Source organism: Priestia sp. FSL R5-0597 (genome assembly GCF_038006305.1).
Taxonomy (GTDB): domain Bacteria; phylum Bacillota; class Bacilli; order Bacillales; family Bacillaceae_H; genus Priestia; species Priestia zanthoxyli.
Window position 1 is genome coordinate 4,772,468 of the sequence record NZ_JBBOUZ010000001.1, and the last position, 26,775, is coordinate 4,799,242.

At 38.9% G+C, this 26,775-nt stretch carries 26 protein-coding genes; 7 read left to right on the forward strand and 19 right to left on the reverse strand.

Features of this window, described 5'->3' with window-relative positions:
• Positions 1-38: 38 nt before the first annotated feature.
• The 4 genes from MKX72_RS25250 to MKX72_RS25265 all read right to left on the reverse strand — a co-directional run bounded on the left by MKX72_RS25250 (position 39) and on the right by MKX72_RS25265 (position 5,891).
• Entirely contained in the window at positions 39-395 is a 357-nt protein-coding gene (locus MKX72_RS25250) for an arsenate reductase family protein (RefSeq protein ID WP_028412087.1), read from the reverse strand.
• Between the two features lie 115 nt (positions 396-510).
• On the reverse strand, positions 511-2,295 hold the full coding sequence (locus tag MKX72_RS25255; RefSeq protein ID WP_033580444.1) for an acyl-CoA dehydrogenase family protein: 1,785 nt from the start codon (positions 2,293-2,295) through the stop codon (positions 511-513).
• 23 nt (positions 2,296-2,318) lie between these two features.
• Positions 2,319-3,497: an acetyl-CoA C-acetyltransferase gene (locus MKX72_RS25260; RefSeq protein WP_014457877.1), complete on the reverse strand. Its 1,179-nt coding sequence runs from the start codon at positions 3,495-3,497 to the stop codon at positions 2,319-2,321.
• A 12-nt stretch (positions 3,498-3,509) separates the two neighbouring features.
• The gene (locus MKX72_RS25265; protein WP_186808539.1) at positions 3,510-5,891 is read right to left on the reverse strand and encodes a 3-hydroxyacyl-CoA dehydrogenase/enoyl-CoA hydratase family protein; all 2,382 of its coding nucleotides are present in this window, start codon (positions 5,889-5,891) and stop codon (positions 3,510-3,512) included.
• A gap of 184 nt (positions 5,892-6,075) precedes the next feature.
• Here MKX72_RS25265 and MKX72_RS25270 point away from each other — a divergent pair, with 184 nt between their 5' ends.
• Positions 6,076-6,225 (forward strand): YuzL family protein, encoded by a 150-nt coding sequence (locus tag MKX72_RS25270; RefSeq protein ID WP_013059660.1) that lies wholly within the window; start codon positions 6,076-6,078, stop codon positions 6,223-6,225.
• A 79-nt stretch (positions 6,226-6,304) separates the two neighbouring features.
• Here MKX72_RS25270 and MKX72_RS25275 read toward each other — a convergent pair whose 3' ends face one another.
• From MKX72_RS25275 to MKX72_RS25300, 6 genes are all read right to left on the reverse strand, one after another.
• Positions 6,305-7,222, reverse strand: coding sequence for a proline dehydrogenase (locus MKX72_RS25275; RefSeq protein WP_340760970.1), 918 nt, complete (start codon positions 7,220-7,222; stop codon positions 6,305-6,307).
• A gap of 178 nt (positions 7,223-7,400) precedes the next feature.
• Complete coding sequence (locus MKX72_RS25280) at positions 7,401-7,658, reverse strand: YusU family protein (RefSeq protein WP_028412083.1); 258 nt, start codon at positions 7,656-7,658, stop codon at positions 7,401-7,403.
• Positions 7,651-8,421, reverse strand: a complete 771-nt coding sequence (locus tag MKX72_RS25285) for an IucA/IucC family C-terminal-domain containing protein (RefSeq protein WP_034264219.1) — start codon at positions 8,419-8,421, stop codon at positions 7,651-7,653. Before MKX72_RS25285 ends, MKX72_RS25280 begins: the two co-directional genes overlap by 8 nt.
• The gene (locus tag MKX72_RS25290; RefSeq protein ID WP_013059664.1) at positions 8,411-9,238 is read right to left on the reverse strand and encodes an ABC transporter ATP-binding protein; all 828 of its coding nucleotides are present in this window, start codon (positions 9,236-9,238) and stop codon (positions 8,411-8,413) included. Before MKX72_RS25290 ends, MKX72_RS25285 begins: the two co-directional genes overlap by 11 nt.
• Positions 9,239-9,264: 26 nt before the next feature.
• Positions 9,265-10,314 (reverse strand): FecCD family ABC transporter permease, encoded by a 1,050-nt coding sequence (locus tag MKX72_RS25295; RefSeq protein WP_028412081.1) that lies wholly within the window; start codon positions 10,312-10,314, stop codon positions 9,265-9,267.
• Positions 10,311-11,315 (reverse strand): FecCD family ABC transporter permease, encoded by a 1,005-nt coding sequence (locus tag MKX72_RS25300; RefSeq protein WP_028412080.1) that lies wholly within the window; start codon positions 11,313-11,315, stop codon positions 10,311-10,313. The genes MKX72_RS25295 and MKX72_RS25300 overlap by 4 nt, the downstream gene beginning before the upstream one ends.
• Before the next feature lie 179 nt (positions 11,316-11,494).
• On the opposite strand from MKX72_RS25300, the gene MKX72_RS25305 reads away from it, so the two are divergent.
• Positions 11,495-12,481: an ABC transporter substrate-binding protein gene (locus tag MKX72_RS25305; protein WP_028412079.1), complete on the forward strand. Its 987-nt coding sequence runs from the start codon at positions 11,495-11,497 to the stop codon at positions 12,479-12,481.
• 112 nt (positions 12,482-12,593) lie between these two features.
• Positions 12,594-12,767, forward strand: a complete 174-nt coding sequence (locus tag MKX72_RS25310) for a YozQ family protein (protein WP_080754494.1) — start codon at positions 12,594-12,596, stop codon at positions 12,765-12,767.
• A gap of 33 nt (positions 12,768-12,800) precedes the next feature.
• On the opposite strand, the gene MKX72_RS25315 is transcribed toward MKX72_RS25310, so the two are convergent.
• Together MKX72_RS25315 and MKX72_RS25320 are read right to left on the reverse strand one after the other, a co-directional pair.
• Positions 12,801-12,938: a hypothetical protein gene (locus MKX72_RS25315; RefSeq protein ID WP_014457868.1), complete on the reverse strand. Its 138-nt coding sequence runs from the start codon at positions 12,936-12,938 to the stop codon at positions 12,801-12,803.
• Positions 12,939-12,974: 36 nt separating this feature from the next.
• Positions 12,975-16,085: an efflux RND transporter permease subunit gene (locus MKX72_RS25320; RefSeq protein ID WP_028412078.1), complete on the reverse strand. Its 3,111-nt coding sequence runs from the start codon at positions 16,083-16,085 to the stop codon at positions 12,975-12,977.
• A 268-nt stretch (positions 16,086-16,353) separates the two neighbouring features.
• Here MKX72_RS25320 and MKX72_RS25325 point away from each other — a divergent pair, with 268 nt between their 5' ends.
• Positions 16,354-17,226, forward strand: coding sequence for a TetR/AcrR family transcriptional regulator (locus MKX72_RS25325; protein WP_033580436.1), 873 nt, complete (start codon positions 16,354-16,356; stop codon positions 17,224-17,226).
• Positions 17,227-17,247: 21 nt separating this feature from the next.
• Here MKX72_RS25325 and MKX72_RS25330 read toward each other — a convergent pair whose 3' ends face one another.
• Complete coding sequence (locus tag MKX72_RS25330) at positions 17,248-17,832, reverse strand: DUF502 domain-containing protein (protein ID WP_028412076.1); 585 nt, start codon at positions 17,830-17,832, stop codon at positions 17,248-17,250.
• 170 nt (positions 17,833-18,002) lie between these two features.
• Between MKX72_RS25330 and MKX72_RS25335 the strand changes: the two genes are divergently transcribed.
• Positions 18,003-18,797 carry an SDR family oxidoreductase gene (locus MKX72_RS25335; protein ID WP_028412075.1) on the forward strand — a complete coding sequence of 265 codons (795 nt, stop codon included), beginning with the start codon at positions 18,003-18,005 and terminating at the stop codon, positions 18,795-18,797.
• Positions 18,798-18,926: 129 nt separating this feature from the next.
• On the forward strand, positions 18,927-20,129 hold the full coding sequence (locus tag MKX72_RS25340; protein WP_028412074.1) for an MFS transporter: 1,203 nt from the start codon (positions 18,927-18,929) through the stop codon (positions 20,127-20,129).
• A 38-nt stretch (positions 20,130-20,167) separates the two neighbouring features.
• Here MKX72_RS25340 and MKX72_RS25345 read toward each other — a convergent pair whose 3' ends face one another.
• From MKX72_RS25345 to MKX72_RS25355, 3 genes are all read right to left on the reverse strand, one after another.
• The gene (locus MKX72_RS25345; RefSeq protein ID WP_098627032.1) at positions 20,168-20,599 is read right to left on the reverse strand and encodes a carboxymuconolactone decarboxylase family protein; all 432 of its coding nucleotides are present in this window, start codon (positions 20,597-20,599) and stop codon (positions 20,168-20,170) included.
• 136 nt (positions 20,600-20,735) lie between these two features.
• Positions 20,736-21,629: a LysR family transcriptional regulator gene (locus tag MKX72_RS25350; protein WP_014457861.1), complete on the reverse strand. Its 894-nt coding sequence runs from the start codon at positions 21,627-21,629 to the stop codon at positions 20,736-20,738.
• Positions 21,630-21,786: 157 nt separating this feature from the next.
• Positions 21,787-22,413, reverse strand: a complete 627-nt coding sequence (locus MKX72_RS25355) for an FMN-dependent NADH-azoreductase (protein ID WP_048021813.1) — start codon at positions 22,411-22,413, stop codon at positions 21,787-21,789.
• 216 nt (positions 22,414-22,629) lie between these two features.
• Between MKX72_RS25355 and MKX72_RS25360 the strand changes: the two genes are divergently transcribed.
• A complete protein-coding gene (locus MKX72_RS25360) occupies positions 22,630-23,343 on the forward strand; it encodes an FTR1 family protein (RefSeq protein WP_028412072.1) in 714 nt (237 codons plus the stop codon).
• A gap of 30 nt (positions 23,344-23,373) precedes the next feature.
• Here MKX72_RS25360 and MKX72_RS25365 read toward each other — a convergent pair whose 3' ends face one another.
• From MKX72_RS25365 to MKX72_RS25375, 3 genes are all read right to left on the reverse strand, one after another.
• Positions 23,374-24,729: a sensor histidine kinase gene (locus tag MKX72_RS25365; protein ID WP_033580431.1), complete on the reverse strand. Its 1,356-nt coding sequence runs from the start codon at positions 24,727-24,729 to the stop codon at positions 23,374-23,376.
• Complete coding sequence (locus MKX72_RS25370; protein WP_155008482.1) at positions 24,707-25,432, reverse strand: response regulator transcription factor; 726 nt, start codon at positions 25,430-25,432, stop codon at positions 24,707-24,709. The genes MKX72_RS25365 and MKX72_RS25370 overlap by 23 nt, the downstream gene beginning before the upstream one ends.
• A 158-nt stretch (positions 25,433-25,590) precedes the next feature.
• Positions 25,591-26,718: an MGDG synthase family glycosyltransferase gene (locus tag MKX72_RS25375; RefSeq protein WP_033580430.1), complete on the reverse strand. Its 1,128-nt coding sequence runs from the start codon at positions 26,716-26,718 to the stop codon at positions 25,591-25,593.
• Positions 26,719-26,775: the final 57 nt, after the last annotated feature.

A 26,775-nucleotide genomic window follows, 5' to 3' on the forward strand; every position in this document is an offset into this window, starting at 1 on the left:
AGTGTAACGTAAAAGGTAAAAATTTTCTATTTGAAAACTTACTTCCACACGTCCTCAAACTGCTCTTCTTTGAAACCAAGCGTTACTTTTTGTCCATCTGTTAGCAGCGGACGCTTAATTAACATGCCATCTGACGCAAGAATAGACAGAAGTTCGTCTTCACTCGCACTGCTTACTTTATCTTTAAGACCTAACTCGCGATATTTTTTACCGCTTGTATTAAAGAATTTTTTTAATTCTAGGCCGCTGTTCTGATAGTAAGCTTGCAGCTGCTCTTTTGTTGGCGGATTTTCTACAATATGAATTTCTTCATATGCTACTCCGTTATCATCGAGCCACTTCTTTGCTTTTCGGCACGTACCGCACTTTGGATATGAATAAAAAAATAATGACATTTCGTCAACCACCCTTTATTTTAAGCTTTTTTCGTATTTTAACACATCCTTTATCATTTACCTAGATAGAGGCTTCTTAAACAAAAAGGAGCTCGCAAAACGAGCTCCTTTTTCCTTAAACTGTGAACTTCTCTACTTCTAGAAGCGTTTTTGCAACCTCGCGCTTTACGCTAATTACATTGATTGGTGTATAGCGAGTTAATTTGCGAAGAGACGAAAGCATGACTCTAAGCGTATCACCTTGTTCAACGCCAATTAACGTTTCTTTTGCATCTGCTTCGATTCGATTAAATGCTTCTTGGCAGAATACTTGCGTGTATTTTAATTTTAAGCTGTTTTGATCTACTCCTGTTTTGGAAATGGCTTTTTCAGTACGTAAAACAGTAGATTCCATTGCATATACGTTACTAATCATATCGGAAATATTAACGAGAATTTCTTGTTCTTTTTCTAATTCTTTGCCATACTTTTGTGCAGCTAATCCCAAAAGCAAGAGCGCAATTTTCTTCCCGTTTTGCACAAGCATTTTTTCTTGATCTAACGGCTCATTTCCTACTTCCTGCGGCATAAGCATCATCAATTCTTCTTGAAGCGTTTGTGCTTTTTGAAGCAGTGGAAGCTCTCCTTTTAACGCTTTGCGTAAATATGTGCCTGGTACTAAAAGACGGTTAATCTCATTTGTTCCCTCAAAAATACGATTAATGCGAGAATCGCGATACAGACGCTCAATTTCATACTCGCTCATAAAACCGTAGCCTCCATGAAGCTGCACGCCTTCATCTACAATGTAGTCAAGAGCTTCCGTGGCAAACACTTTATTTAATGAACATTCGATAGCATATTCAGCAATGGAAGCAGCAATTTGTTTTCCGTCTTTTTGCTGTTCTTCTGAAAGCTGGCCCATATGGTCTTCAAAAAGTCCTACCGTACGATATACGGAGCTTTCAGTTGCATACAATTTAGAAGCCATTGTGGCTAACTTTTCTTGTGTTAATGAGAATTTAGCAATTGGCGTTTTAAACTGCTGACGCTGGTTAACGTATTGAGACGTAATTTCTAACGCACGTTTCCCTGCTCCAACTGCTCCAACTCCAAGCTTATAGCGCCCAATATTTAAAATGTTAAAGGCAATCACATGGCCTTTTCCAATTTCACCTAGCACGTTTTCTTTTGGAACAAGCGCATCTTCAAGAATCAACGTTCTGGTTGATGAGCTTTTGATTCCCATTTTCTTCTCTTCCGGGCCAACCGAAACGCCTGGAAATTCGCGCTCAACGATAAAAGCAGAAAATTTATCGCCGTCAATTTTTGCATACACCACGAATACATCAGCAAACCCAGCATTCGTAATCCACTGCTTTTCTCCATTTAACACATAGTGTGTACCTTCTGCGTTAAGGCGAGCTGTTGTTCGAGCACCGAGAGCATCCGAACCAGAACCCGGTTCAGTCAGCGCATAAGCCGCTATTTTTTCCCCTACCGCTAAAGCAGGTAAATATGCTTGTTTTTGCTCTTCTGTTCCAAATAAGACGATTGGCAATGACCCAATTCCTACATGAGCACCATGAGTGATGGAAAATCCGCCTGCTCGAGACATTTTTTCAGCAATTAAAGCCGAGGTAATCTTATCTAAACCAAGCCCACCGTATTCTTCCGGTACATCTGCACCAAGCAAGCCTAATTCACCAGCTTGTTTTAATAGCTTTACAGAACGGTCAAATTCATGCTTTTCTAAATATTCCACTTGCGGAAGGACTTCATTTTCTACAAATTCATCTGTCGTCTTGGCAATCATCTTTTGTTCAGATGTATAATCCTCCGGCGTGTAGACGCGGCTTGCATCGCCTTCTTCAATTAAAAAACTTCCACCTTTAATCATTTGTTTTGTTTTATTTGACATGTTCATATCCCCCTTTGAAATGATTATGCTAACAATTCAAATACACCAGCAGCTCCCATTCCTCCACCAATACACATGGTGACAATTCCAAACTGCTCATTTCGACGCTGCATTTCGTGCATTAAGCTAAGAGTCAGCTTAGCTCCAGTACAGCCTAATGGATGACCTAAGGCAATAGCGCCTCCGTTTACATTTACTTTATCTTCATTAATATTTAATTCACGAATAACGCCAAGTGCTTGAGAAGCAAATGCTTCATTTAATTCAAACAATCCGATATCAGAAAGCTCCAGCCCTGCTAGTTTAAGAGCTTTAGGGATGGCAGCTACCGGGCCAATCCCCATTACTTCAGGCGGAACTCCTCCAACTGCAAATGAGCGAAACTTAAGCAAAGGCTTTAAGCCTTCTGCTTCAGCTTGTTCTTTATCCATTAGAAAAACGGATGCAGCTCCGTCACTTGTCTGCGAAGAGTTTCCAGCTGTGACGGATCCTTTAATCGAAAAGGCTGGACGAAGTTTCCCTAATACGTCCGCAGTTGTGCCAGGACGAACTCCTTCATCTTGAGAGAACATCAGCTTTTGTTCACGTAGCTTATTGTTTTCATCGATTTTCCGAAGCGTCACTTCCACGGGAACAATTTCGTCGTTAAACTTCCCTTCTTGAAGTGCTTTTGCTGCTTTTTGATGGCTGCGTACGGCAAATGCATCCTGGTCTTCACGTGAAATGCCGTATTTCATCGCCACTTGTTCTGCTGTATGTCCCATGCCCATATAATACTCCGGCGCATTTTCAACCAGCTGAACATTCGGACGCGCTACGTTTCCAAACATCGGAACAAAACTCATTGATTCTGCTCCTCCAGCTAACACTGCTTTGGCTTGCCCTAGCATAATTCGTTCTGCACCGTAGGCAATACTTTGCAAACCTGATGAACAATAACGATTAATCGTTATTGCTGGCACCGTATAAGGCAAACCTGCAAGAGCGCCAATATTTCGAGCCATATTCAAACCTTGTTCTGCCTCAGGCATCGCACAACCAATAATTAAATCATCAATCGGTCCTTCGTATCCGCCTGCTCGGCGAAGAGTTTCTTTAACCGCAATAGCTCCCAAATCATCAGGTCTAACACTTGCCAATGAACCTTTTTTTGCTTTTCCGACCGGTGTCCTAGCACCTGCTACAATAACTGCTTCTCTCATTTTTTCTCCCCCTTAATTGCGCAGTGGCTTTCCTTTAACTAACATGTGCTGCATACGTTCTTGAGACTTCGCTTCTCCAACAAGGCTTAAAAATGCTTCTCTCTCTAAATCAAGCAAATACTCTTCATCCACTTCGGAACCAAACGCTACGCGTCCTCCAGCTAATACAAATGCTAACTTACTAGCAATTTTGTAATCATGTTCTGATATATATCCTGAATATTTCATGGATTGAGCTCCTAGCAGCAACGTTGCATATCCTGTTTCTCCAACGACAGGAACTTTAGTTTTTACAGGCGGTTTATAGCCCGTGTCGTGTAAAGCAAGGACTGAGTTCTTTGCATCATTCAGCAAGTGATCTCCGTTTACACTGATAGTATCATGGCGGTTTAAAAAGTTTAGCTGCCTAGCTTCTGCAGCAGAAGTAGATACTTTTGCAGTAGCAATTGTTTCAAATGTTTTATTGGCAATTTGCTGAAGATCGAGCGTTACACCGTTCGGTAAACCATTTAGCTGTTTGATATAAAGCTCCTTGTTACCTCCTCCGCCAGGAATTAACCCGACTCCTACTTCTACAAGGCCCATGTAAGTTTCAGCAGAAGCTTGGATTTTAGCTGACGGTAAGCAAATTTCTGCTCCGCCTCCAAGAGTCATCGCAAATGGAGCTGCAACAACCGGCTTTTCGTTATATTTCACCTTCATCATTGCCTGTTGAAATTGTTTAATGACAAGCTCAACTTCAAAATAATTGTCATCTTGTGCTTCCATCAAAATCATAGCTAAGTTAGCGCCAACGCAGAAATTTTTTCCTTGGTTTCCTATGACCAGCCCCTTATAATTCTTGTTCACTTCTTCAAGAGACTGATTCAATAAGCTGATAATATCTAGTCCAATCGCATTGTTAGGAGAAGTAAACTGCAGGCATGCCACATCATCTCCTAAATCAATTAAGCTCGCTCCGCTGTTTTCTAAAATGACATTATTTTGAGAGCGTAAAGATGACAGGTGGATCACCTTTTTATTTTCTTTTACTGCTTTATACTCATCCTCTTCGTAGTAAAGCGTTTGACCTTCCATTTCTTTATAAAAGCTTGTAAATCCATTTTCCTGCATTTGTTTTACCCACTGCGGGATGGCTAAGCCAGACTGCTCCATCTTCTCAATTGATTTTTCTAAACCAATTGCATCCCACGTCTCAAAAGGACCCATTTTCCAGCCAAATCCCCACTTCATAGCTTGATCAATGGCGACGATATCGTCGGCGATTTCATTTTTCAACTGTGCTGCATACACAAGAACGGGGCTGATAATGTTCCAAAGAAGCTGTCCAGCACGATCACCAGAATATATAAGCGCTTTCATTTTGTTTTGCAGCCCTTTTGCCTGCTTACTTAATTCGGTAGAAGCTGTTTTTAACTTCTTTCTTTCGACGTATTGAAGTGTATTAGGATCAAGTTCTAAAATTTCCTTGCCTTTCTTTAAAAAGAAGCCTTGCCCCGACTTGCTTCCCAGCCAGCCATTTTCCTGCATTTGTTTCATAAATAAAGGCACGTCGAATACCTCTTTTTCTTTGCCTTCCACTTTGTCAAACACATTGTTGGCCACATGAATAAATGTGTCTAGTCCCACTACGTCTAACGTTCGAAACGTTGCGCTTTTTGGCCTTCCAATTAAGGGACCCGTCACAGAGTCAACTTCTCCCACGCTGTAATTACCTTTTAACATTTCTTGAACGGTCACAAGTAAACCGTACGTACCGATACGGTTGGCGATAAAGTTAGGCGTATCTTTTGCAATAACTACTCCTTTACCCAATACATCTTCACCAAACGTTTTCATATATTCAACAATTTCTGATTTTGTGTCATGAGTTGGAATAATTTCTAATAACTTTAAATAACGAGGTGGATTAAAAAAGTGCGTTCCTAAGAAATGCGCTTTAAAATCTTCTGAGCGTCCTTTGGCCATTTCGTGAATGGATATCCCCGAAGTATTTGAACTTACAATACTTCCTTTTTTTCGTACGCCGTCAATTTTTTCAAACAACTGCTGTTTAATATCAAGGCGTTCCACTACTACTTCAATGATCCAATCGCAGTCGCTTAACTGCTGTAAATGATCTTCAAGGTTTCCCGGCGTAATTAACGATAGTGACGACTTCGACGTTAAAGGTGCCGGTTTTTGCTTCGTTAATTTAGCTAAAGCAGTTGTGCTCAACCGATTTCTGACTTGCCTATCTTCAAGCGTTAGCTGTTTTTTTTCCTCGTCTGGTGTTAATGAAGCTGGAACCACATCTAGCAAAAGCGTTGGAATTCCTACATTCGCTAAATGAGCTGCAATTCCAGAGCCCATAACTCCTGAACCTAAAACGGCGGCTTTTTTTATGTTCATAATTATCCCCACATCCCCTTTGATATATTGAATGAACGGTCATTCATTTTATGTGTAAAAAAAGAGAGTCACTGTTAATCTCTGTTTTTACTATAAAGCATTTTTTAAATTTTCGCAATATATTCACAATATTATCTCTAACTATTTTTAATGTGTTTGGTTATCTTAATACACAGGAGGTGATTTTGTGAGTAAATTAAAGAAAGATCCATCTTCAGCAGGCGTAAGCGCAGCAAGCGTTAAAGGAAATGCTGGACCGGTTAATGAACCGCACGGACGCGGCAAAAAGACATCTCAAAACCAGCAGTACACAAAGCATAATACACAAGGACATTAACCTCAAAATCGAACATGAGTAATCGAATCATGTTCGATTTTTGACTATTTCTTATTCTGTCATCACGACCATTTCATGGTTATTTTTTTACGATTCCTTTTAAGACAAATGCGACATTTGCAGGTCTTTCTGCAAGGCGCCTCATAAAGTACCCATACCAGTCCGTTCCATAAGGAACGTACACTCTCATTTGATATTGTTCTGCTACGAGCTGAACCTGCCTTTCTGGTCGAATACCGTATAGCATCTGGAATTCAAACTGATTCATTGAAATTCCATGCTTTTTAACAAACTCTTTTGTATACTGAATGATTCGTTCATCATGAGTAGCAACTGCTGTGTAGTGACCGTTTAATAAATGAAGTCCAATTATGTTTTTGAAGTTTTCGTCTACGTCTTCTTTATCAGGAAAAGCCACGTCTGCCGCTTCTTTGTACGCTCCTTTTACTAACCTTAATTTAGGAGCATAAGCATCTAATTCGCGAATGTCACTTTCTGTTCGATATAAGTATGCCTGAAGTACCGTCCCTACGTGGTCATACTCACTTTTTAATTGTTTAAACAGCTTAATCGTCTTGCTGCATCGCTTATAATCTTCCATATCAATCGTCACGAACACGCTATATTTTTCCGCTTCATTTAGAATATGACGCATATGCTGAAGCGCCAGATCTTCAGAAATATCAAGTCCCATAGACGTTAATTTCAAAGAAATTTCTGAATCTAACCTTTCTTTGTGTATAAGATGGATGGCCTTTATGCATTGAGCCACAGCATTATTGACTTCAGCTTCACTTTCCACAAACTCTCCGAGATAATCAATCGTTACTTTTAATCCCTGTTCATTTAGCTTTTTTATCACACTAACAGCTTCATCGATGGTTTCCCCTGCAACAAACCTTGCTGCCCCAAAACGTAAACCATAGCGCTTAGCCAGCTTTGTTAACTTTTTGCTTTTTGATAACAATAAAAAAAAGTTTCTTATCGTTTGTTCCAAAGCAACCCCCCGCCTTCACTTGTCATACACCTAACAAATTTTATCTAATTATCATTAATTTTACCATTTTTTCAACCAGATAGATAGGCACCCTTCATTAACATATGCACACTAGATCAAAAAGCTACCTGGAGCTTTTTTGATAAAAAAACATTCATCAGCTTCGTGATGAATGTTTTTATTCTGGTTTTCGCTGTGACGCTCGATGCGCTTCATTCAGCTCTTTTATTTCCTTCACAATTTCAATCATTTCCGCTTTTGCGTCTGGATATAATTGATTCCAATGCTTTGTTAAAGGCGGCATAGATTTTGAGATATGGTTGTAAAGTGCCCACATTTTCACTTTTTCCTGCAGCTGTTCATCACTTTCTCCAACCATTAGTTCCGTATACTTTTCAATCAAACCGTCGAATTGCTCTTGAAAGGTTTTACTCATGCGCAGTCACTCCTTTCTTTGGTTTACAAATAACCGGACACGTTCGACAATAAGTCTCTTTGGCTCCTGTTTGGTAGGACAAACAGCACGTTTTTCGTACTCTTATCTCCTGCTTTTGTTTCTCTATATATTGAGGAGGTGAACTGTACCGAGCAAGCGGATTGTTATGATATGAACCAAAGTGACGTCCCTCAGCTTCTTCTAACACGTATCGTAAATTCTTTTGCACTTTCACATTGTCTATTTCTTCGTTTGCTAAAAGCAAATCATAAAGCCAGTGAATATAAACAGCTACGTTTTCCCACAGCGTCAGCTTTGAGATTTTTGTCACTTTACGCAGTACTGACCACATCGGCTCAATTTGATGAGCAAACAATTCATCAAGAAGTTCATCAAGAAGAATTTCGCGATTATCCTCTGTTACTTCTGTCGTCTCAATTTCTGAGATAAACACTTTTGGAAGCCACATCGTTTCAACTTGTTCGGTATGCAAAGATACATTTTTAGTCGATGCATTTATCTTTTTTTGAAACACAATAAATGAATACAAAGCCGCAACCACAACAAAACTATACCGCTTTGCTAACATTGAAGCAGCTGCTCTCAAACTAGCGGCCTCCATCGTCTCTTGAATCCATAATAGCTGCACCTTTACCTTACTTTCATCCATGCAGCTGGCAGGAGAAAACCTGTACAGCGAGTTATCTTTAAACGTACAGCGGAATTTTTCTGCTAACTCGCTTTGCTCATTCCTACTGAGCATGCTGCGTTTCAACTCGCAGCTTATTCACAATACATCGTCCGCGCCCATGAGGAATACAAAGAGGCGTTCCAAATAACGGATCAACCGTCACTTCACAGTTCATATTAAAGACTCGCTGTACTAAATCGCAGTTAATGACTTCTTCTGGTCTTCCCTGTGCATAGATTTTTTTATCTTGAAGCGCCACAATATGATGAGCATAGCGGCAAGCTAAGTTTAAATCATGCAGCACCATTACGATGGTACGATTTTCTTTTTCATTCAGTTCAAACAACAAGTCCAAGATCTCAATTTGATGCGTCATATCTAAATATGTTGTCGGTTCATCAAGTAAAATAATATCTGTATCTTGCGCTAGTGTCATGGCAATCCATGCGCGCTGACGCTGTCCCCCAGAAAGCGAATCAACTTGACGATCTGCCAAGTCTGCTAAGCCTGTTGCTTCCAGTGCATTTTGCACTTTTTCTTCATCCTCTTGAGACCACTGGCGGAACCAATTTTGATACGGATAGCGCCCTTGTTTAACAAGCTGCAGCACAGTCAGACCTTCAGGTGCAACAGGACCTTGAGGAAGGATTGCTAGCTGCTTTGCAATTTCCTTGGTAGGAAGAGAAGAAATTTTAGAACCTTCTAGTAAAATAGAGCCTGCATGTGGCTTCAATAACCTTGCCAGTGAACGCAGCAGCGTAGATTTTCCGCATCCATTACTGCCGATAAAAACCGTAATCTCACCCTTTGGGATGGTAACGTCAAGCTCATCTATAATCATCGCTTCTCCATATGATAATGTTAGCGACTTTGTTTCTAACGAATGCATGCGAATCGCTCCTTCTACAAAGAATGCTATACGTTTCTTTGTTTGTATAGTAAATAAATGAAGTATGGTGCGCCAATTGCAGCTGTAAATACACCTGCTGGCACTTCGATTGGCAAGAAGAATGTTCGGCCAATTAAATCTGCTGCTGTGATTAAAATCGCTCCGATTAGTGCCGATAGCGGTATTAAAGCGCCGAATGACGAACCTACAAGCTTTCGGGCAATATGTGGAGCAAGTAACCCTACAAAGCTAATTCCACCGGCAAATGCAACGGCGCTCCCGGTTAAAGCTGTGCTCATCAGCAATAGTGCCAATCGATTTTTTTGAACGCGACTTCCAACGTTAGTCGCAATTTCTTCACCTAATTCTTGAACATTTAAATTTCGAATCATTAAAATCGTAATTATAACCAGCCCTGCAGTAACTGGAACTAGTACGGAAACACTGGCCCAATTTGAACCATACACCGTTCCGGTAATCCAAATATTTGCCTGGCTAGCGCGGTAGATAGGACCCATAATCATAAACAGCGTGGTCATAGCTTTCGTTAACGCTGTTAATCCAATTCCTATTAATACTAGTGTAATAGGAGAGACACCATTTTTCCAGGCAAACACATAAAGTAAAAGCGCCACTGCCACGGCACCTAAAAATGCGCTAACAGGCATCCAATTAATACTTACGGTTAACGAGTTGCTTTTATCACTAAATAGTGTCAAAAATAACACTACACCAACTGACGCTCCTCCTGTTAATCCAATTAAGTCTGGTGAAGCAAGCGGATTTCTCACAAGCCCCTGCAAGATAGCGCCCGCAATAGCTAGACAAATACCAGCACAAATGGCAACAATAATACGCGGCAGTCTAAAAGATGTAACAACTAATCGTTCAAACTCCAACCCATGACCCGCTAAAATTTTAATTACACGAAATGGATTAATAAATAAGTCACCCGTACCTGCACTTAACAAAAAGAGTGCAACAAGGACAGCTGAAAATCCGGTAATGATTAGAGCAGCTTTTATATTAACTAAAAATGAAATTCTCTTTAAGCGAAGAGATAAGTATGTTTTCATGACGTCTTCGCCCCTTTCCTTGCCATATAGATAAAGAAAGGTGTACCAATAACAGCAGTCATGACTCCAACAGGGATTTCTTGAGGCATAATGACGTACCTTGCGCCAACATCAGCTAATAAAATTAAAATCCCGCCGACAACCGCACTATAAGGAAATACCCAGCGATAATCTTGTCCTACGATTGCTCTTACAACGTGAGGAACAATGATTCCTACAAAGCTAATGGGACCGGCTACTGCAACGGCTCCCCCCGCTAAAATCGCAATAATGATGCCGCTTATAATTTTGACAAGAGCTGTTCTTTGACCTAATCCTTTGGCTACGTCTTCACCAATCGTTAAAATATTAATTTTTGAAGCGATAAAAAAAGTAACAATAATTGCTGGCACTACATAAGGCAGTATGCCATACAACATTTCAACCTTGCGTCCTTGCACAGACCCTGCCAGCCAAAAGAGGACTTGATCAAGCGAAGATTCATCCACAGCTAGCAGTCCTTGTGTTAAAGAAGAGAAAAAGGCTGCAATAGCCGCTCCTGCGAGCGTCAGTTTGATAGGCGTTAGCCCTTCTTTTCCAATGGACCCAAGAAAATAGACAACCACTACGGTTAGTGCCGCTCCTACAAATGCAATCCATGTAAAAGCTTGAAGTGAATTGACCGAAAAAATCATCACTGCAACAACAATAAAAAAGCTGGCCCCAGCGTTCACACCGATAATATCCGGTGAAGCAAGTGGGTTTTTCGTTAACGCCTGCATCATTGCTCCTGCAATTCCTAAACAAATACCTACCACAGCACCGATTATAGCGCGCGGCAATCGAATATTTTGAATAACTATGTGCTCATTCGAACCGTTAAACGCTTGAAAAGCTTCAAATGCTGTTTTGATACTTGTATCTGTGTATCCGAGTACGATACTTAATCCAATACAGATTAAAAGCAGCATGATTCCAATGATGAGCCCCATTACTTTCATTTGAACACTGCGTAGCATCATTTTCATTGCTCTCCTCTAAGATGATTCCTATATATATCTAACCTTTAGTTTAGGAAACATTGAAAAAAGTGTCAATGATTTTGAGAATCATTTTCAATTTTTAATTGACACCGCTTAAAAGTTAGAATATTATCTTAATTGTTAATGAAAATCATTATCACTTACGAGGGGGAAAAGATGTGAATACATATTCTAAAGGCAAGTTGTCATATTTGTTGTCCATTCTTACCATTATGACACTGCTTGTGCTGGCAGCCTGCGGTAATTCAAACGGCGCTGACAGCGATAAAAAAGAAAAAACTGAGGGTTCTGGCGAAACTTACACAGTAAAACACGCAATGGATAAAACCGATATTAAAGGAACGCCTAAACGAGTGGTTGTTTTAACAAACGAAGGTACTGAAGCTCTTCTTGCAATGGGTGTAAAGCCTGTGGGCGCTGTTCAATCATGGTTAGGAAATCCGTGGTATGACCATATTAAAGGTCAGATGAAAGGCGTTAAAAGTGTGGGTACAGAAAGCGAGCCAAGCTTAGAAGCAATCGCTGCTTTAAAGCCTGACTTGATTATCGGAAATAAAATGCGACAAGAAAAAGTATACGATCAGCTTAGTCAAATTGCTCCGACTGTATTCTCTGAGGAGCTGCGCGGAGATTGGAAATCAAACTTTAAGCTATATGCAAAAGCTGTAAACAAAGAAGAAAAAGGTAAAGAAGTATTAGCTGACTATGACAATCGCGTAGCAGATTTAAAGAAACGCCTTGGAGATCAGTTAAAACAAAAAATCTCAGTTGTACGCTTTACAGCTGGAGACGTTCGTATCTATCATAAAGATTCATTCTCAGGTGTTATTTTAGATCAGCTTGGATTTGCTCGCCCTGAGTCTCAAGACAAGGATGATTTTGCTGAAATGAATGCAACAAAAGAACGCATTCCGGCAATGGACGGCGATCAGCTATTTTACTTCTCTTATGAAACGGGAGACGGTGAAGCAACAAAGCTTGAAAAAGAATGGATAAACGATCCTCTCTTTAAAAAGCTAAAAGTGGCTCAAGAAAATCATGTTCATAAAGTAGATGATGCTACTTGGAATACAGCAGGCGGTGTGTTAGCAGCTAATATCGTACTTGATGATATTGAAAAAATCTTCTTAGATAAAAAACAATAATAATATGAAAGAAAGAGCTTCGACGAATCGAAGCTCTTTCTTTCATGTATAATGTATTTCCTTTCATCGCACACTAACCGTGGTCTCACTTTATTAAATAGGAGTGGTGAAAATGAATTCAAAAAAACAGCCTAAAAAGCAGCCAGATACAAATGAAATGGCTGACCGTCAGTTCGAAACAGAAGATTATAACCGACAAGATGCACTCTCACAAGGTCTAGCAGAAACACATGAGCAAATAAGCGACGCCTATCAAGAAGGATCATTTGAAGATACAGATCGTTAATAAAAAAAGAGCTGACTCTAAGTCAGCTCTTTTTTATTTTGAATGCTGCCATGCCGTTTTAGGCAATGACATGGACATCCACTGCTGGCGCTTTGATTTATCAATCGTCACTTTCTTTGCTTTAATTCCTTGTTGAATCAGCTGTTTCATTAGTTTATCAATTGACTTCATCGCTATTCACCTCAAAAGCGGAAATTTGTCTTGCTTCTACTCTTTTACTTTTTTGCGCTTAAACTTCATAAAAAACTCATAGACAATTGGAACGATAATGAGCGTAAGCAGCGTAGAACTTGTTAGTCCTCCAATCACGGTAACCCCTAGCCCTTTTGAGATAAGGCCTCCACCTTCAAATCCAAAAGCTAATGGAAGCAGTGCACCAATCGTTGCAATAGCTGTCATTAAGATCGGGCGAAGACGTGTCATTCCAGCTTCTAGTAAAGCTTCACGCGTTGAAAGACCCTCTTGCTCTTTATGAATCACGCGGTCAATCAGAACAATCGCATTGGTTACCACAATTCCAATCAACATAAGAGCTCCAATCATCGAAGAAATACTAATCGTTTCCCCAGAGATTAAAAGTGCCACTAGCGCACCAATGAGTGTAAATGGAAGTGAGAATAAGATAGCAAATGGCGCTAAACCTCCACCAAATGTCAGTACAAGTACGAAGTACACGATACCAATGGCTGCGAGCATGGCAATTCCTAATTGACTAAATGAGTCATTAATTTGCTCTGATGCTCCGCCAAAGTTAATGTCCATATCACTTGGCAAATCAATTTTCTTCACTTCTTTTTGAACGTTAGAAGAAACGCCGCCTACATCGTCACTCTTAATATCGGCACTTACCTCTGCATAAATTTTATTATCACGGCGCGTTACCGTATTCGACGTTTTACCTTTTTTAATATCGACAACTTCATTTAATGTAACTTCCTGTCCAGTTTGAGAGGTCACTTTTGTGCTTGAAAGTTCGGCAAAAGTAGAGAAATCCTCTTTTTCTTTTGGAAGGTATACGTTAATTTCGTTTCCGTCTTTTTGGATAGTTGTTAATACTTCACGCTGTCCAAGGTTGGAAATTTGCATTCCGATTTGACTAGCAGACAAGCCGAGTTCAGCGGCTTTCTTTTGGTTCGGTACTAGCGTATATTCATCAAACGTATCTGAAAGCGTAGAATCGACATTTTTCAGTTCTTTATGCTTTTCTAAAACGCGCTGAACTTTGTCAGCATAAGGTTTGATTTCGTCTAAGCTATCTCCGTAAATAAGGACGTTTAATGAATTATTGCTGCCGCTAGACGCCGTATTCATGGAGCCCCATTCACCTTGATTCGCTTGTTTATTAAGAGCTTTTAATACTTTATCCTGCTCTTTATCAAAGTTTTGTGTATCCTCGTCATATTGCACAAATGTTAAAACGTTATTTTTGCTTCCCGGATTAAAAGAGTTACCTTCACCGAACGAATACTGAACCGTTTTGACACCATCTCGCTTCATCAAGTACGCTTCTGCGCGATTCGCTGCTTTTTCCACGTCGCTTTGAGACTGTCCGGCTTTCGGTGTATACGTAAGCGTCAGCGTTTTTTCTTGATCGGATGATAAAAAGCTAACCCCAATAGAAGGAACTAAAAATAAACTTCCTACTAACAGTAGTACGGCTAACCCAAAGGAAATAAGCTTATGGTTTAGCGTCCAGTTCAAAATTCGCTTATATCCGTGCGCTAGTTTGCTTGGCTTTTCTTCTTTGACTTTTACATTTGTTTTAAATAACGAATGAGCAAGCATTGGCACGAGTGTTACCGCTACTAGCAGTGATGCTAACAGTGCAAAAACAACCGTTAACGCAAACGGTAAGAATAGCTCTCCTACCGGTCCTTCTACGAGACCTAACGGTAAGAATACGGCCACGGTTACGACTGTAGAAGAAAAAATTGGAACAAACATTTCTTTCGTCGCCGCGACAATTAAATCTTTTCCTGTAAGCTTTTCTTCCTGATAAGCCATGCGGCGGTAAATATTTTCAATAACGACAATGGAATCATCTACAACCCTTCCGATGGCTACAGTCATCGCTCCAAGCGTCATAATATTTAAAGAGATATCCATTGATTTGAGCGCCAAAATGGCGATTAATAGCGAAAGCGGAATTGAAATAACGGCAATAATCGTTGAACGAATATCACGTAAAAATAAAAGAATAATAATAACCGCAAAGACCGCACCGATAATAGCTTTATTTAGCATCGTATGAACAGAATCTTCAATCGGTTTACCTTGATCAAAAATATTGTCAACGTGAAGGTCTTTATTTTTCTTTTCTAGGCTATTCATTTTTTCTTTAATATCATTTACAACATTTACTGTGTTCGCATCCTTCGCTTTGACAACTTGTACAGCAATTGAAGGTTTTCCGTTCGTGCGAGAAATGGATTCTGCTTTCCCCGTCACTTTAACATCCGCAATTTCTTTTAATTTCACAGTTGGAATCGAAGCTGCGGACGGCGCCTGCTGCACGGCTCCTTGTGTTTGCTGCTGGCTCATTCCTTGTTGCTGACCTTGAGCAGCTCCTTGACTAGGCACAGCTGGAATCTCTAAGTTTTCCAAATCTTTTTCTGTTGTCATCTTTCCGTCTACCACAACAGATTTTTGAGATCCATCCATCGTATACGTACCAGCCGGCACTTTTGCATCGGATGCTTGGATCAGCTTTTTCACCGTATCTTCATCGAGTCCCAGCTGCTTGAGCTTGTCTTGTTTGAATACAAGTTCTGCTTCTTCAACTTGTTCTCCTGAAACGCTGACCGAAGAAATGCCTTGCACTTTTTCAACTTGTGGAACAACGGTATTTTTTACATACTTCGTTAAGTCTTCTAATGATTTTTTATCATCTGAAACACTTAATGAAATAATCGGAAAATCACTGATGCTTTGTCTTGAAACATTTGGTTCCTCTACATCATCTGGCAGATCCACGTTTGAAAGAGCTCGTCTGACTTCGTCTTCTGCCTTCTCCATATTTTTACTAAAGCCATATTCAACTTGAATGGTAGCCATATTTTCATAAGAAGACGAGCTAACTGTGTCAACGCCGCTCAGTCCCTGAAGCTTTTGTTCAATTGGCTTACTCACCTTGTCTGCCACTTGTTCCGGAGTGGCGCCCGGATAAGTTGCACTGACTGTTACAACAGGCGTTGATATATCAGGAATAGTCTCTAGCTTCATATTAAATCCTGAATACAGCCCTGCAATAATGACAAAGAGTGTTAACAGCCATACTGCAAATTTATTTTTCAATGAAAATTTAATAAACTTCCCCAATGCATATCCTCCTTCAAATATATGTATACTAATAAAATTGACTGATTGGTCACAACAACTTAAAATATAAATGACTAACCGGTCAGTGTCAACCCTAAGCAGTCTCTCTCCTAATATGTTCATAATAAAGACATATTTACGATAAATCTTTTTTAGAGGAACTGACTCCCGTTCTTAACTTTGATATATACCTTTATCTTTTTTAGTGTATGATACTATTATCTAACGAAATGAATGGTCAAATTGTTTAATAAAGGAGGTAGAATACTTGAAAGAAAAAGAAAAAAGAATAATTGAAGCTTCGATTAAGCTTTTTGCAAAAAAAGGATTTAATGCTACCTCTGTGCAAGAAATTGTAGATGAATGCAACATTTCAAAAGGTGCATTTTACCTGCACTTCAAATCTAAGGATGCACTTTTATTATCAATTCTAAACTTTTACTATGAAAAGCTCTTTAGCTCTGTTTATGCTCTCGACGAGGAAGTAAACGATGCCCGCAGCCGCTATATGAATCAGCTCATCTATTTCTATGAATTTATTACAGAGCACAGAGATTTTATTATCATGCAAATCCGTGAAAAATCGATTCCATTTAACAAAGAAGTGGAGACCTTTGTTCATAAAATGCAGCGAGAAACGTTTTACTTTCATCGCAAAAGCCTCGTTAGCGTATACGGAGAAGACGTAACTCCTTATATCTCCGATTTAACGAAAATGATTGAAGGTATTCATCATTCCTTTTTAGAAATTATTATCTTCAATCAATACGAGCTTACCTTTAAAGAAGTCGCGCAGTACATAATGGAACGAGTTGATGTATTAGTAGAAGATTTATTAGCTAGAAAACCTCGTCCCCTTATTCCCGCTTCTTTTGGTGAAGATATATACGGAAAGGAACGAACGACTTTTCTAAGTAAAAATGAGCAGGTAAAACAAACTCTTGAGGCAATTAAACATCTGCTAGACACCAGCGATCATATTTCTGATGAACACGCAGACAGCTTTCACATTTTACAAACGGAGCTAAAAAAAGATAAGCCTACCGCTGCTATTGTAAAAGGCATGGTTGGAAATTTAACGGAACTTAAACCGTTGGAAGAACCGCTTAATCTTTTAACAGCTTTACTCCAACAAAAATAACAGAAGGCTTCAAGCCTTCTGTTATTTTTCTGCTTTTGAACTAGATACTCCCCCAGATAACACGAACTTCATTGCTTCTTCCGGCTTAATATCTAACCATTCAATTTCTTCTTTTGGAATCAAAAAAGTAAAACCGGCTACTTGAAAAGTTTGTGGAACATAGACAGCGACATGGTCTTTTAACGAGTGAATAACCTCTTCTACTTCTTCAGAGGTCACAAACCCTATGACTTTCATTGACGTGCCGGGCATTGGCACTAAAGCTACTTTTGAAAAAGACTTTTTCTCTCCAAGAAAAGATTGAAATGTATCTTTAATGACACTATATAGCGTTTTAACAAGCGGTATTTTTTCTAACAATCGATCAATTAAGTTAATAATTTTCCCAGCGAAAAAACGGGTAGATAACCACCCTAAGAACGTAATTAAGACAAGCGTTGCTAAGATTCCAATACCAGGTATATAATCCTGCTTCATATAGGGCTTCAATACGTTCCCTAAAATGCTGTCTAAAAAATTAAATACTCTTACCAAAATATAAATAACAAGGATAATAGGGACAATCGTTAAGAGTCCATTGATAAAACTTTTTATGATTGCTTTCATGCAAACACCTCATTTTTCCTGACATACTGCTGTTCATTATACAATGGATTTGTTTTGCTGCATCTTTTTATTTCTATTCACATACGTATAAACTAGCGACGTTTTATCAAAATAATAGATGGGTACATGAACATACATACTTATATATTTATTTTTTCGGAGGGATACAATTGGGACGTTTAGAATCAAAAATTGCTGTTATTACAGGGTCAAGCTCTGGTATAGGAAAAGCAACTGCTGAGCGCTTTGCGAAAGAAGGAGCGGTTGTTATTTGTGCCGATATTAATTTGGACGGGGTAAAAAAAGTAGCAAAAGAAATTAAAGACGCTGGCGGTGAAGCATACGCCTACTATATCGATGTAGCTGAAGAAGAAAAAGTAAAAGAGTTCACAGCGGAAATTGAAAAGAAATTTGGAAAAGTGGATATTCTTTTTAATAATGCGGGGACAGACACAGAAGGCGGCAAGCTTCACGAATACCCTGTAGAACTTTGGGATCGCTTAATGTCGGTAGATTTACGTGGAACATTTCTTGTAAGCAAATACGTTATTCCGCTGATGTTAGAAAATGGCGGGTCGATTATTAATAATTCATCCGTATCCGGACTGGCAGCAGACTTAGACCGTTCTGGCTATAACGCGGCGAAAGGTGCTATTACCAACTTAACAAGAACCATGGCAATTGACTACGCTCGTGAAGGTATTCGCGTTAACTCAATTGCTCCTGGAACAATTGAAACGCCTCTTCTTGATGATTTATCAGGCGCTGAAGAAGGAAAAAAATTCAGAAAAGCATATGAATGGGTCGATCCCATGGGCCGTTTAGGCAAACCAGAAGAAGTAGCCGGTGCCGTATTATTTTTAGCATCCGATGACAGCTCATATGTAACGGGTGACTGCATTACGGTAGATGGCGGTCATATGGCGTATACATGGCCTGGAAAAATGCTTTACGATAAAATGTGAGAATACAATTAGCTCTATACCTTAAGGTATAGAGCTTTTCCGTTTGCATTTTTTCTTTAAAATAGACGTGACATTATGTCAAGACAGGTGTAAACTTAAAGCAAAATTCTTTGCTTCTAGGAGGAAGACATGAAAACAAAACAATTATCAGAACGTCAGCTTCTTGGCATCGCAGGGCTAGGATGGCTCTTCGATGCAATGGATGTTGGCATTTTGTCTTTTATCATTGCAGCTCTTCACGCTGAATGGGGACTTTCCCCTACTGAAATGAGTTGGATAGGCAGCGTTAACTCGATCGGGATGGCCGTTGGAGCTCTCGTGTTCGGGCTGCTGGCTGATCGAATTGGGCGAAAAACCGTTTTTATTGTGACTCTTGTTCTTTTTTCAGTGGCAAGCGGACTTTCGGCTCTTACTACTACCCTTGCTGCTTTTTTAGTATTTCGATTTTTAATTGGAATGGGTTTAGGAGGAGAGCTGCCTGTTGCTTCTACCCTTGTGTCTGAGACCGTGGCGCCGGAAAAACGCGGTAAAGTGGTCGTCTTGTTAGAAAGTTTTTGGGCGTTCGGCTGGCTACTGGCAGCGCTTATTTCTTACTTTGTAATTCCAGCTTACGGGTGGCAACTAGCTCTTATCCTAACGGCTATACCAGCATTTTATGCCATTTATTTGCGCATCAAACTGCCAGATTCTCCTCAATTTTTAGAGGCGACAAAGGAAAAGAAACCGTCTATTGCGGACAATGTAAGAAGCGTGTGGTCTAAGCCTTATCGTCAATCTACCGTTATGCTGTGGGTTCTGTGGTTTTGCGTTGTATTTTCATATTACGGCATGTTTTTATGGCTACCTAGCGTCATGGTCATTAAAGGATTTAGCTTAATCAAAAGCTTTGAATACGTATTGATTATGACATTAGCTCAGCTGCCTGGCTATTATACGGCTGCTTGGTTTATTGAACGCATGGGCCGAAAATTCGTATTGGTCACATATCTGTTAGGTACGGCTGCCAGCGCATATATCTTCGGAAATGCGGAGTCACTTTGGCTGCTGCTAACAGCAGGAATGTTGTTGTCTTTCTTCAACTTAGGCGCTTGGGGAGCTTTGTACGCGTATACACCTGAGCAATATCCGACATCTATTCGAGGCACAGGAGCTGGAATGGCCGCTTCTTTTGGACGAATTGGAGGAATTCTAGGACCGCTGTTAGTTGGGTATATGTCAACTCAAGGTGTTTCTTTAACCGTTACGTTCTCAATCTTCTGTGCAGCTATTTTAATCGGTGTTGGTTCGGTTGTTTTTCTAGGAAAAGAAACCAAACAAAAGCAGCTCGCATAAAAAAAAGACGCTCTTTTAGAGCGTCTTTTTTGTGCTTATTATTTATTTTCTACTAGCTCTTTTTCGCCTGTCTCTACTTCCACGTCACGCTGAGCGAATACTTTCTTAGCTACGCTTAAAGCATTTAACACGCGAGGGAAACCTGTGTATGGAATTAATTGAATGATGCTTTCCACAATTTCATTCGGCTCTAGTCCAGCTGTTAAACCTGTGTTTAAATGCAGCTCAAGCTGAGGCTCTGTACCCTGAGTAACCAGTGATGAAATGGTTACTAATGCTCGCTGCTTATTCGTTAAACCTGGTCGTGAATAAATGTCTCCATAGGCAAATTCAATAATATATTTCCCAACGTCAGGAGCTAGGTCGTTTAAGTCTTCCGTAATTTTTAAATGAGTCGAAATATCATCGTTACTCGTTAACGTATATTCCATTAATTTATCTAAACCTTTTTGATAACTATTTTGTGCCATGTAAAATCAGCCTCCGTATTTTTTACTGACACCGCGCGGAATCAATGTTTGTTTTCGTGTATGTTTTCTACACTATCTACTTTAGCGCACATTCTTTCTTTCGTAAAATACATATATTCAATACAACATATGCATTTTATCTATATAAAACAGAATGCTGTTCATTCATATAGTGGAGGAATTGTTTAGAGGCATATGAAATATATTTATCTTTTTTTAAAATCAATCCTAAATCCCATGAAATTGAAGGATTAGTAATAGGAACTGCTTTTACGATAGCAGAATCCACTTTTGCTGCAATGGATTGTGGAAAGATAGATACACCTAAGTTTTCCGCGATCATTTCACCGATAAAATCCCATTGAGAGCTCTCGTAAGCTACATTAGGTTCAAATCCTGCTTGTTGACACGCCTGAATAAGCCGGTCGTGAAGCGTAAAATCTTCATTAAACAAAATAAATTTCTCTTGGGCTAGTTCATTAATTTCCACATGAGTTTTAGAGGCTAAAGGGTGAGAGTGGTGAACATATAAAAGCATTTTTTCTGAGATAAAAGGATTAATGTCAAAAAGATGTTCATTTACTGGAAGCACCGCTACACCTAGGTCTAACTCTCCTTTTTCTACTGCTTTTTGAACACGATTGGCTCCGTATTCAATAAGTTTAATTGTGATATCTGGATAGAGCTGCTGAAACCCTTTAATAATCTTTGGAAAGAACAGCACTCCAATCAATGGAGGAATTCCAATTTTAATCATTCCTTTTTTCAGATTCATCACATCATATAAATAAGTCGATAGCTCATCAATGGATGCCATAACTTTTTGTCCTTGCGCATACACAACTTCCCCGGCATCCGTTAAATCAATCTGTCTTGCGGAACGATCAATTAATTCTACTTCCAATTCTTCTTCTAAGTTTTTCACCATTTTGCTCAAGGTCGGCTGTGAAATATGAAGACTTTGAGATGCTTTAGTAAAGCTCCTTAATTTAGCGACTTCTAAAAAATAATTAAGCTGACGAATATCCATCTCTGCTCCTCCTATAGATAAAGCGAATATCTTTTATCTTATTTATTCATTTTACCTATTAACTTTTAAGATATACAGCAAAAAATCCGAACGATTTATCGTTCGGATATACCTTCACCTAAAATACTTTTGTCCTGTCCTTTTTTACTACGGTTATTTAAAATATTTTGGCTGCTTGTGCTGCTTGTTCTAAGCCACTTTCAATAATTTCTTGAGCACGATCCGGAAACTGATTATGTCCTTCAATAATAACGGAGTTCACGTCCGTGATTCCAAAGAATTGAAGTACGCTGCTAACATATTTAACGGCCATTTCGACCTCAGCTGCTGGACCTTCTGAATATACTCCGCCACGCGCGTTTAATAACATCACCTTTTTATCGCCCAGTAATCCCACAGGACCTTCTGGCGTATACTTAAACGTTTTGCCTGCTTGATTTAAATAATCAAAGTACGTATGAAGCACGGCCGGCACAGTAAAATTCCAAAGAGGAAAGGCAATGACAATTTTATCAGCTTTCACAAATTGTTCTAGGTAACGATTAGCAATTTCTGCTGCTTTGTTTTCTGCTGCCGTCACTTCTAGCCCTCTTGCTAATTTAAACTGACCGTTTATCATGTCAGCACCTAAATAAGGAAGTTCTTCTTTGAACAAATTTAGCTCCATTATTTCTTCACCTTGGTGCGATTGTTGATAGCTTTCTAAAAACGCATCATATAATTTTACGCTGACCGCTTCACTTGCCGATCTGTCATTTGCTTTTATAAAAAGAGTATAACTCATACTAAAACCTCCACTGATTGTTGATACTCTTATTTTATTCGCTTTGTCCTTGCGTTTCGCACGACTTTATAATGAAATACTTTCATACTTTAGTCGGAGAAATCTTATATAAGTAAGAATTTTTAAAGAGCCAAAAATCACATTGACAACGATAATCATTATCATTAAAATTAGAGAGAAATTATTATTTATCATTTAAAGTAAGGGGAGCTTTTTATGTGGTCAAGTTTGGCTTTGTCGCTTCGTGAAGGTTTAGAAGCATCGCTTATCATTGGAATTATTTTAGCTCATGTTACAAAAATCGGCCGAAAAGACTTAAAATATTCCGTCTTTATTGGCGCTGCTGCTGGCCTTATTTTCAGCTTAGTATTTGGCTTTATTGGTTTTAATGAGGCGAAAGAGTTAGAAGAAGAGTCAGAAGAAATTTTTGAAGGAGTCATGATGCTTTTAGCTGCTGGCCTTATTGCTTATTTTATTCTGTGGTTGCACCGAAGCAAAGAAGTGACATCTTCAGTTACATCAAAAATTTCCAAAAGCTCTTCCAAGTGGGGATTAATCGTTTTAGCCTTTTTATCTGTCTTTCGTGAAGGAACAGAACTAATCATTTTTAATCTGACACAAGTGAATCAACACGCCTCTTCTATTGTATTCGGCAGTATAAGTGGCATTTTGCTGGCCGTCGTTATTACATACATTTTGTTCAAAACAGCTATTAAGCTGAACCTTTGGATTATTTTTAAAGCGCTTGGTATTTTCCTTATTTTTATTGGGGGAGAGTTATGCGGTGAAGGTTTGGTTAAGCTATTTGAAGCTGGTGGAGAACCCCTTGAGATAATTGGATTTAGTGTATTTACAGTTGCATCACTGTATCTATTCTTCCAAACGGAGTTAAAAAAATTAAGAGTAAGAAAACAAAAATCAGCATCATAATCATAAAAAAGCCCCCTAATGGCGGCTTTTTTAGTTTATAGATGAAACGGGAAGATGAATCACAACTTCCGTCCCTTGTTCTTCTTCACTTTTAATAAAAATCTCGCCTTTATGCTGACGGACAATAGTTTGTGCAATCGATAGTCCAAGCCCCGTTCCTCCCGTAGCTCTGCTTCTAGCTTTATCCACTCGGTAGAAACGTTCAAAAATATGTGCAAGATCTTCTTTTGGAATACCAATTCCATAGTCTTTCACTTTGATAATGACATCTTCCTGCTTTTTTTCCACGGTCACTTCAATTTTATTCGTACTGTATTTAATTGCATTATCAAGCAAAATAATCAGCACTTGCTTCATTTTCAGTTCATCCACTTGAATCATAATGGGCGTTTGATCATAATGAAGAACTAATTCTCTTTTGTATACCTGTTGCAGCTGCTTAACGATTTGTTCAAAAATAAGAACAAGATCTGTTTGCTTCATATCAAGCGTTTGTTCTTTTTCCACACTTGCCAGATCAAGCAGCGTTTCAATCATTTTTTGCATTTTGGTTGCTTCCGCATAGATGGTGTCGATCGCATCCAGCGTAATTTCTTCATTTTTAATCCCTCTTCTTCTTAATAAATTAGAATAACTGCGAATAACGGTTAGAGGGGTTTTTAATTCGTGAGAAGCATCAGAAACAAACTGATTTTGCTTTTCAATATTTTCTCGCAAGCGGTCAATCATATGATTAAACGTAACGGTCATACCCTGCAGTTCATCTCTCGTCTCCGTTTGAATGAGAACTTTTTTAGGAACACCGCTCTCTTCAATCTCTTTCATCGTTGTGACCATATTTTTAATAGGATGCATAATGACGCGTGATAACCATCTTCCTCCTAAAAGCGACAGTAAAATGGACACAAGCGAACAAAAAATCAAAATTGATAGCAAAATATCTTTGCGGGTTTCAAAACCAGTCAGGAGCTCACCAATCTCAAGCGTTTCAACGACTTGATTATTGACTTTGACAGGCATGCGAATAACCAATACTTGTTTTTCTCTAATTTTGCGAAGCTTCACCTTTTTTTTCTTTGAAAATTCGGGCTTAATTTTCACCAGATGAGGATCATTTGATACTTGATTAATGACCGTAGAATTTTCTGAGACTGTTCGGATAAATGAATGGTTGGTCAAATAAAATTTTAGTAACTCTGGCGAAAGCTCCACGGAATGATCTTGCTGACCTTTTTGAATAATCTCGCGTGCTTTTTCGAATAAAATGTCCTGTTCCATATTCACCGTAGATTTAGTGAAGGAGAAAAAAACAACGATGTTCATGATTAATAAAATAACCACTAGCCATGCTGTTGTCAGCAAATTAATCTTCGTCGTGATCTTCATGTTTCTCCTCTTTCATCATATATCCTACGCCCCGCACCGTATGAATGAGAGAAGTAGAAAAACCTTCATCTACTTTTTTTCTTAAGTGACGAATATACACATCAATTACGTTTGTTTCTCCTTCATATTCATAGCCCCAAACGTTTGTGAGAATCCCTTCTCTCGTGACAATTTTATTTTTATTCGTAAGCAAATACACGACTAAATCATACTCTTTCGGTGTCAACGTAATGGATTCATTGTTTCTTAGGACTTCCCTTGTTTCAAGATTAATGGTCAAATCATTGATCGTTAAGAGCTCTGCTTCAGCTTCTTTCGTTCCTGATGCTTCTACGAGCGAACGATAGCGAATACAAGAGCGAACTCGTGCTAACAGCTCTTCAATTTCAAACGGTTTTGTAACATAATCATTAGCCCCTTGGTCTAACCCCATTACCTTATCTAACGTCGTATTTCGGGCAGTTAATAAAATAACTGGCGTAAACACTTCCGCTTTCCGAAGTCTTCTTAACACCTCAATACCGCTCAGACTTGGAAGCATCACGTCGAGCAAAATGAGGTCATATTGAGCGGATATTGCCGTCTCTAAACCCGCTTTCCCGTCGTACTCAACATCTACTTCATAATCTTCAAATTCCAATTCAATCTTTAGCACTTTCGCAATTTGCGCTTCATCTTCCACAATTAAAATTTTCTCTTTCATATTATGCACCTCTCACCACATGTCTTAAGTGAAAGAATAGCTTCTTTAGATAAAAAAACAACACCTTTTTCAAAAGATGTTTGTTTTTTTATCTAAACCCTACTTTTTCAACATACTTGTTCTTTAGCTTATCCTTATTGTTTGTAAACATGAATGTTTTACGCATGAAGACCAATCGTTTGCTTTTCACCTAGAATCCAATTGACTACTGCTAAAAGTTCTTCAGGCGTTTGTGCTTCGATTTCTTTATGGTAAGCAGCAATCGCGTTATACAATGTGCTCATTTTATCAGCATCCTGCAGCACTGTCTGCAGCTGACTTTCTAACGATTGATCCGCCTTTAGTTCTTGAACTAAGTTTCGCTCTGTTAAATAGCGTAAATTCACCTCTTCTTGACCCGGTAAAGCAGAATGAACAAAAATCGGTAAATTTTTGCGAAGAGCTTCACTGACCGTGATACCACCTGGTTTTGTTACAATAGCATCCACTCGCTCATACAGTTCATTCATTTCTGTGCGTGATGAAATGTACGGAATTGGTGTAACGTGTTGTAGTTCCCACCCTTTGATTTCTTCATATAACTTTTGATTTTTGCCGCATAAGACAAAGTAATGAAAATGGCGCGCGTCTTTTAAATCATTGTAAAAATCCATAATATTGCCTAGACCGCTGCTGCCTCCGGCAATTAAAATATTTCGGTTACCATGATGCTTAACAGTTCTTGTTTTTGTTATTTCTTCATGTACCGGTATCCCTGTGACCATCATATTTTGAAGTGGAATTTCACTTTGAGCACGAAGCCCTCTTTTTACTTCTTCACTAGGAAGAAAGTGAAAGTCAATCTCTTCTTTTCCCCATAAATTATTAATAAAGAAATCCGTGTAGACATTTATAATAGGAACATTGCACTTGCCTTTTGCTTTTAATTGGCTGAGCAAATAAGAAGGAAATCCATGTGTGCATATAATTAAATCCGGATTTTCTTCTTTAACTAAGTGCTCCATTTTTTTTGCAAATACGTGATGATACCATTTAAATGAATGAACAGGCGGTTCATAAAAGAGATGTTTGTATGCCATATTGTATGTTTCTGGAGCATAACGAATCCATTTCAAATATGTGCCTGTAACCACTTTTTCTAATAGTTCGTTTGTATAACTTAATAAATCTATTTTTTTATAACAAATATTTGTTGTTCTTCTTTCCAATATATCCATTAACGCCTCTGCCACTTGATGATGGCCAGAAGGCATTTTTAGAAGAGGTAAAAATAAAACCTTTTTCAACTGTTTCATCTCCTATTCTAAAAGCAGTTTCTTCCTCTCCTTTTTATATCATTAAAT